The organism is Quadrisphaera sp. DVD1, assembly GCF_058932755.1.
In genome coordinates, this window is the sequence record NZ_JBZYWI010000175.1 from 1 (window position 1) to 6,003 (window position 6,003).

The window sequence follows — 6,003 nt, forward strand, 5'->3', positions numbered from 1 at the left end:
CACGGGGCCACCCCGTGCGCAGGTGGTCGGGAGCGGGGCGGATCCGCTCAGGTGGTGCGGGCGGTCACCAGCCGCGCTGGGCCAGGCGGTGCGGCTCGGGAACGTCCTCGACGTTGATCCCCACCATGGCCTCACCGAGGCCGCGGGAGACCTTGGCGATGACGTCCGGGTCGTCGTAGAACGTCGTGGCCTGCACGATCGCCTCGGCGCGCCGCGCCGGGTCGCCGGACTTGAAGATGCCCGAGCCCACGAAGACGCCGTCGGCGCCGAGCTGCATCATCATCGCCGCGTCCGCCGGGGTGGCGATGCCCCCGGCGGTGAAGAGGACGACCGGCAGCTTGCCCTCGCGGGCGACGGAGGCCACGAGGTCGTAGGGCGCCTGGAGCTCCTTGGCCGCCACGAACAGCTCGTCGGGGCTCATCGAGCGCAGCCGGTTGATCTCGGAGCGGATGGTGCGCATGTGCGTGACCGCGTTGGAGACGTCGCCGGTGCCGGCCTCGCCCTTGGAGCGGATCATCGCCGCGCCCTCGGTGATGCGGCGCAGCGCCTCCCCGAGGTTGGTGGCGCCGCAGACGAAGGGCACCGTGAACGCGCCCTTGTCGATGTGGTGGGTGTAGTCGGCCGGGGTGAGCACCTCGGACTCGTCGATGTAGTCGACGCCGAGGCTCTGGAGCACCTGCGCCTCGACGAAGTGCCCGATCCGCACCTTGGCCATCACGGGGATGGACACCGTGGCGGTGATCGCGTCGATGAGGTCCGGGTCGCTCATCCGGGCCACGCCGCCCTGCGCGCGGATGTCGGCGGGCACGCGCTCGAGGGCCATGACGGCGACCGCGCCGGCGTCCTCGGCGATGCGCGCCTGGTCGGCGGTGACGACGTCCATGATGACGCCGCCCTTGACCTGCTGGGCCATGCCGCGCTTGACCCGCTGCGTGCCGACGAGGGCGGCGCCGGCGGCCGGGGAGTCGGAGGACTGCGGGACGGCGGAGTCGAGCGGCGCGGACATCAGGACCTTCTTCGCGGGACGGGAGCGGAGCTGCACCCCCATGGTAGGTCCGCGCGGAGGTGCCCCGGTCGTCCCTAGGATGCAGCCACCCGCGCCGACGCGAGTGCGTGCCGCCCGTGGCGTGCGCGCCCACCGCCCGGCGCGCCGGGCCCCGCCCCGAGGAGCCCCCGTGCCCGCTCGCCGACTGCCCGCCCGCGACCTGGCGCTGGTCGCCGTCTTCGCCGCCCTCATCGCCGCGATGGGCCTGGCGCCGCCGCTGTACGTCTTCGGCTCGGCCGTGCCGATCACGCTGCAGACCCTGGGCGTCATGCTCGCCGGCTCGGTGCTCGGCTGGCGGCGCGGCGCCCTGGCGGTGCTCGTGCTGCTCGTGCTCGTGGCGGCGGGCCTGCCCCTGCTCAGCGGCGGCCGCGGGGGCCTCGCGGTCTTCGCCGGCCCGACCGCCGGCTACCTCGTGGGCTGGCCGGTCGGCGCGGCGGTGGTCGGCTGGCTGGCCGAGCGGCGCCCGGCGCGCGGGGTGCTGCCGTGGATGTTCGGGGCCAACGCCATCGGCGGCATCGGCGTCGTCTACCTCTTCGGCATCCCGGTCTCCGCGTTCGTCACCGGCACCTCGAGCGTGCTCGCCACGGCGGCCGCCGCCGTGGTCTACCTGCCCGGCGACGCCCTCAAGGCGCTGGTCGCCGCCAGCGTCGCGGTGGCCGTGCACCGCGGCTACCCGGTGCTGGCGCCGCCGCGGCGCCTGGCCGGGCGGCGCTGAGGCCCGGCTCCGCGTGATCTCGCTGCGGGGGGTGCGCCACCGCTTCGGCGACCGCCTGGTCCTCGACGGGATCTCCCTGGACCTGCCGGAGCGGCGGATCGGGGTGATCGGCGCCAACGGGTCGGGCAAGTCGACCCTGGCGCGCACCCTCAACGGGCTCGTGCTGCCCGACGAGGGCACCGTGGCGGTGGACGGTCTCGACGTGCGCCGCGACGGCGCCGCGGTGCGCCGTCGGGTGGGGTTCCTCTTCAGCGACCCCGACGCCCAGATCGTCATGCCCACCGTCGCCGAGGACGTCGCGTTCTCGCTGCGGCGGGCCCGGCTCACGCGCGCGGAGTCCGAGCGGCGCGTGGCGCAGGTGCTCGAGCGGTTCGGCCTGGAGGGGCACGCCGACCACCCCGCGCACCTGCTCAGCGGCGGCCAGAAGCAGCTGCTCGCGCTGGCCTCGGTGCTCGTGCTGGAGCCCGCGGTGCTCGTCATGGACGAGCCGACCACGCTCCTGGACCTGCGCAACGCCCGCCGCATCGCCGAGGTGGTCGACGACCTGCCGCAGCAGGTGGTGCTCGTCACCCACCACCTGGACCTCCTCGCCGGCGCGGACCGGGTGCTCGTCGTCGACGCGGGGCGGGTGGTCCACGACGCGCCACCGGCGCAGGCGGTGGCCGCCTACCGGGACCTGATGGCGTGATCGGCCTCTACCGCCCCGGCACCTCCTGGCTGCACCGCCGCCCCGCGGGCGCGAAGCTGCTCGGCCTCGCGCTGGCCACGGCCCTGCTCGTGGCGGTGCGCACCCCGGCCGCGGTCGCGGTCGGCGTCGCGGTCGACGCCGTGCTCGTCGTCCTGGCCGCCCTGCCGGTGCGGGTGGCGCTGGCCCAGCTGTGGCCGCTGCGCTGGGTGGTGGCGGTGCTCGTGCCGTTCCAGTGGTGGGCGGGCGGCTGGCGGGCGGCCGTCGTCGTCGTCGGCACGCTGCTCGTGGCCGTGCTCGCCGCCGCCGTGGTGACCCTCACGACCCGGGTGAGCGACCTGCTGGCCGCCCTCGCCCGCGCCCTGGGCCCGCTGCGGCGCATCGGGGTGGAGCCGGAGCGCGTGGCCCTGCTGCTGGCGCTGACCATCCGCTCCGTGCCCGTGCTGGCCCGCACCGCCGCGGAGGTCGGCGAGGCCCGCCGCGCGCGCGGCCTCGAGCGCAGCCCGCGCGCCCTCGTCGTCCCGCTGGTGATCCGGAGCCTGCGCCACGCGCACCTGCTCGGGGAGGCCCTCACCGCCCGCGGGGTCGACGACTAGTCGCCCGGCGCCAGCACCTCGACGGCGTCGCCCACCGCGAGGCGGCCCGGCACGAGCACGGTCGCCCGCAGGCCGCCGCGCCCGGCCAGCGCGGCCTTCGCCGGGCCCCCGGTGAGGCCGTCGAGGTACCGGCACGGGTCGCACGGGCGGTCCGCGCGCAGGACGGCCTCCCCGATCCGCAGCCGCGCGCCGACGACCGCGGCGAGGTCGACCCCGGCGGTGACCACGTTGCGCCGCGAGGCCCCGCCACCCAGGGCGACGCCGTGCTCGGCCTCCGCGGCCGCGAGGTCCTCCGCGGCCACCAGCGTGACGTCGTCGCGCCACACCGCCCGGGAGGACCAGTGCCCGGTGCCGAGCTGGTAGCGGTCACCGGCGAGCCCTCCGGGCACCGCCCGCGCGGCGGCGACCGACCGCATCGGCGCGCCGCCGGCGTCCGCGAGGTGGATCTCCACGACCTCGCCGGGCGTCATCCGCGCCCCTCCCCGAGGCCGCGCAGGACGCCGTCCCAGCCGGGCACGAGCTCGGCCACGAGCCCGGCGAGGCCCTGCGGGAACACCTCGGCCCCGCCCGCCTCGGCGGCGGCGAGGTCGTCCAGGCGCCACCAGCGCAGCTCGTCGACGCTGGCCCGCTCGACCGCGGTCCAGCCCTGCGAGCTCAGGGCGAGGTCCTCCTGCCCCGGCTCGAGCCAGGCCAGGTAGATGAGCTCGTCCTGGCGGCAGGTGCGGGCGAAGAAGTCGAAGACGGCGCTGCGCTCGAGAACGGGCCCGACCACGGACGCCGGCGGCAGGACCAGGCCGGTCTCCTCGGCGACCTCGCGCACGGCCGCCTCCAGCGGGGTCTCCCCCGCGTCGATCCCGCCGCCGACGGTGAACCACCACGAGCGCTGCGGGTCGTCGACGTCGTGGCCGCGCACGAGCAGGATCCGCACCGCGCCCGGGTCGCCCGCCCGGTCCCCCGACAGCAGCAGAACGCGCGCGCCGCGCCGGTGCCACAGGCCGTCCTCGCCGAGGGTCCACTCGCGCCAGGCGTCGTCCTCCGGTGCGCTCACCGCGGTCCTCCCGGTCGGGGCAGGACGTGCTCGGCCGCGAGCGCGGGCGGCTCGTCGTCGGCGTCGAAGGGCCGCGGCAGGGCGGCGCGGCCGGCGAGGCGGCCCCAGCGCACCACGCGGGTGCGGCGCACGCGGAGGGTCTGCGCGACGGCGTCGTTGGCGAAGCGCCGCGCCAGCACCGCGCGCTGGCACGCCGCGTCGAGGTCGTCGAGCAGGCGGGCGCCCGCGGGGCCGCGCCGCAGCGCGGCCACGGTCGCCGGGGGCAGGGCCGCGCGCAGCGCCCGGGAGAGGTCGGACTCGGCGCCGGCGCGCTCGGCCTCGCCCTCGGCGCCCAGGGCCTCCCCGGCGGCGCTGGCCAGCAGCAGCGCGGTCGCCGGGTCGAGCAGCCCGGACAGGGCGAGCTGCTCGGCGGCGCCCGCGCGGCGCAGCAGCTGGGCGTCCAGGCTGGCCCGGCTCGTCTCCACCCGGTGGTGGAGCCGGTCCAGGCGCGCCGCCGTGGCCGTCAGCGCCCAGGCCACCCCGGCCAGCACGAGCGCCGCCCCGACCACGAGCAGGGCCACGGCCGAGGCGCTCACACCAGCCCCCAGCGCGTGCTCGCGGCCCGGGGCCCCACCGCGCCGGCCCCGGCCACGGTCTCGTAGACGGCGACCACCTGGTCGGTCACCACCCGCCAGTCGTAGCGGCGGACGGCGGTGCGAGCGGCCGCGACCAGCGCGGCCCGGCGGGCGGGCTGGTCGAGCACGCCCGCGACCGCAGCGGCCAGGGCCGCCGGGTCGCCGACCGCGGCCAGCACGCCGAGGCGGCCGTCCTCGAGCACGCGCCCGAAGGAGGGCAGGGCGCTGGCGACGACGGCGGCGCCGGCGCTCATCGCCTCCACGAGCACGATCCCGAAGCTCTCGCCGCCGACCTGCGGGGCGACGTAGGCGTCGACCGAGGCGAGCAGGGCGGCCTTGTCGTCCTCGGAGACCGGGCCCAGCAGCTCCAGGGCGCCGGCGTGCACACCGGCCAGCGCGCGCGCCTCGGCCGCGTCGCCGCGCCCGGCGACGAGCACGCGCAGGCCGGGGTGGGCCGCGCGCAGCGCCGGCAGCGCCTGCGCGAGGACGCCGAAGCCCTTCCGCGGCTCCTCCAGGCGGCCGAGGAAGGCCACGGTCGGGGCCCCGGGCCGGCCCCGCCACGCAGCCCGGGGCGCCGCGCGGGCGAAGCGGTCGACGTCCACGCCGTTGGGGATCACGACCGCGTCGCCCCCGAGGTGGTCCACCACGGTGCGCCGGGCGTCCTCGCTCACCGCGATCCGGGCGCTGATCCGCTCCAGGCTCGGGAGCACCAGCGGCGCGGCGGCCTGCAGCGCCCGCGAGCGCAGCTGCGCGGAGTGGAAGGTGGCCACGACGGGCCCGGTCGCGGCCCACAGGGCCAGCAGGGAGGCGCTGGGGGTGATCGGCTCGTGCAGGTGCAGGACGTCGAAGCCGCCCTCGGTGACCCACCGGCGCACGCGCAGGGCGGTCGCCGGCCCGAAGCCCACGCGGGCCACCGAGCCGTTGTAGGGCACCGCGACCGCGCGCCCGGCCGAGACGACGTGGCCCGGCACGGGGGTGTCCTCGTCCACCGGCGCGAGCACCGAGACGTCGTGGCCCTTCGCGAGCAGCCGCTCGGCCAGGCCGAGGACGTGCCCCTGGACGCCGCCGGGCACGTCCAGGGAGTACGGGCAGACGATCCCGACCCTCATGACGGCTCCCCCGACGGCTCGAGGTCGGCGTCGAAGACGCGCTGCAGCACGTGCCAGTCCTGGGGGTGGGCCCGCACGGCGTCCGAGAGCACGTCCACGCAGTCCTGCGTCATCGCCGCCACCTGCGCGGCCCGCCCGCCCTCCGGCGTGCGCGCCGGCACGGGGACCGCGGGGTGCACGCGCAGGTGCAG

The 6,003-nt window shown here is 77.9% G+C and carries 8 protein-coding genes and 1 pseudogene; 3 read left to right on the top strand and 6 right to left on the bottom strand.

Features of this window, described 5'->3' with window-relative positions:
- Positions 1 to 64: 64 nt before the first annotated feature.
- Positions 65 to 1,006 (bottom strand): pyridoxal 5'-phosphate synthase lyase subunit PdxS, encoded by a 942-nt coding sequence (gene pdxS, locus AC5FZL_RS14975; protein WP_493619692.1) that lies wholly within the window; start codon positions 1,004 to 1,006, stop codon positions 65 to 67.
- A gap of 169 nt (positions 1,007 to 1,175) precedes the next feature.
- On the opposite strand from pdxS, the gene AC5FZL_RS14980 reads away from it, so the two are divergent.
- From AC5FZL_RS14980 to AC5FZL_RS14990, 3 genes are read left to right on the top strand one after another with little or no spacing between them, the layout of a single operon-like run.
- The gene (locus AC5FZL_RS14980; RefSeq protein ID WP_493619685.1) at positions 1,176 to 1,760 is read left to right on the top strand and encodes a biotin transporter BioY; all 585 of its coding nucleotides are present in this window, start codon (positions 1,176 to 1,178) and stop codon (positions 1,758 to 1,760) included.
- Positions 1,761 to 1,773: 13 nt separating this feature from the next.
- Positions 1,774 to 2,448 carry an energy-coupling factor ABC transporter ATP-binding protein gene (locus tag AC5FZL_RS14985; protein ID WP_493619686.1) on the top strand — a complete coding sequence of 225 codons (675 nt, stop codon included), beginning with the start codon at positions 1,774 to 1,776 and terminating at the stop codon, positions 2,446 to 2,448.
- Positions 2,445 to 3,041 carry an energy-coupling factor transporter transmembrane component T gene (locus AC5FZL_RS14990; RefSeq protein WP_493619687.1) on the top strand — a complete coding sequence of 199 codons (597 nt, stop codon included), beginning with the start codon at positions 2,445 to 2,447 and terminating at the stop codon, positions 3,039 to 3,041. Before AC5FZL_RS14985 ends, AC5FZL_RS14990 begins: the two co-directional genes overlap by 4 nt.
- On the opposite strand, the gene AC5FZL_RS14995 is transcribed toward AC5FZL_RS14990, so the two are convergent.
- From AC5FZL_RS14995 to AC5FZL_RS15015, 5 genes and pseudogenes are all read right to left on the bottom strand, one after another.
- Positions 3,038 to 3,511 carry an MOSC domain-containing protein gene (locus tag AC5FZL_RS14995; RefSeq protein ID WP_493619688.1) on the bottom strand — a complete coding sequence of 158 codons (474 nt, stop codon included), beginning with the start codon at positions 3,509 to 3,511 and terminating at the stop codon, positions 3,038 to 3,040. The genes AC5FZL_RS14990 and AC5FZL_RS14995 overlap by 4 nt on opposite strands.
- Positions 3,508 to 4,089: an NUDIX hydrolase gene (locus tag AC5FZL_RS15000; protein ID WP_493619689.1), complete on the bottom strand. Its 582-nt coding sequence runs from the start codon at positions 4,087 to 4,089 to the stop codon at positions 3,508 to 3,510. The genes AC5FZL_RS14995 and AC5FZL_RS15000 overlap by 4 nt, the downstream gene beginning before the upstream one ends.
- Positions 4,086 to 4,664, bottom strand: coding sequence for a hypothetical protein (locus tag AC5FZL_RS15005; protein WP_493619690.1), 579 nt, complete (start codon positions 4,662 to 4,664; stop codon positions 4,086 to 4,088). Before AC5FZL_RS15005 ends, AC5FZL_RS15000 begins: the two co-directional genes overlap by 4 nt.
- Positions 4,661 to 5,812 (bottom strand): glycosyltransferase family 4 protein, encoded by a 1,152-nt coding sequence (locus AC5FZL_RS15010; protein ID WP_493619691.1) that lies wholly within the window; start codon positions 5,810 to 5,812, stop codon positions 4,661 to 4,663. The genes AC5FZL_RS15005 and AC5FZL_RS15010 overlap by 4 nt, the downstream gene beginning before the upstream one ends.
- Positions 5,809 to 6,003: pseudogene (locus tag AC5FZL_RS15015) on the bottom strand (phosphatidylinositol mannoside acyltransferase); the annotation flags it as partial. The gene AC5FZL_RS15010 and the pseudogene AC5FZL_RS15015, both read right to left, overlap by 4 nt.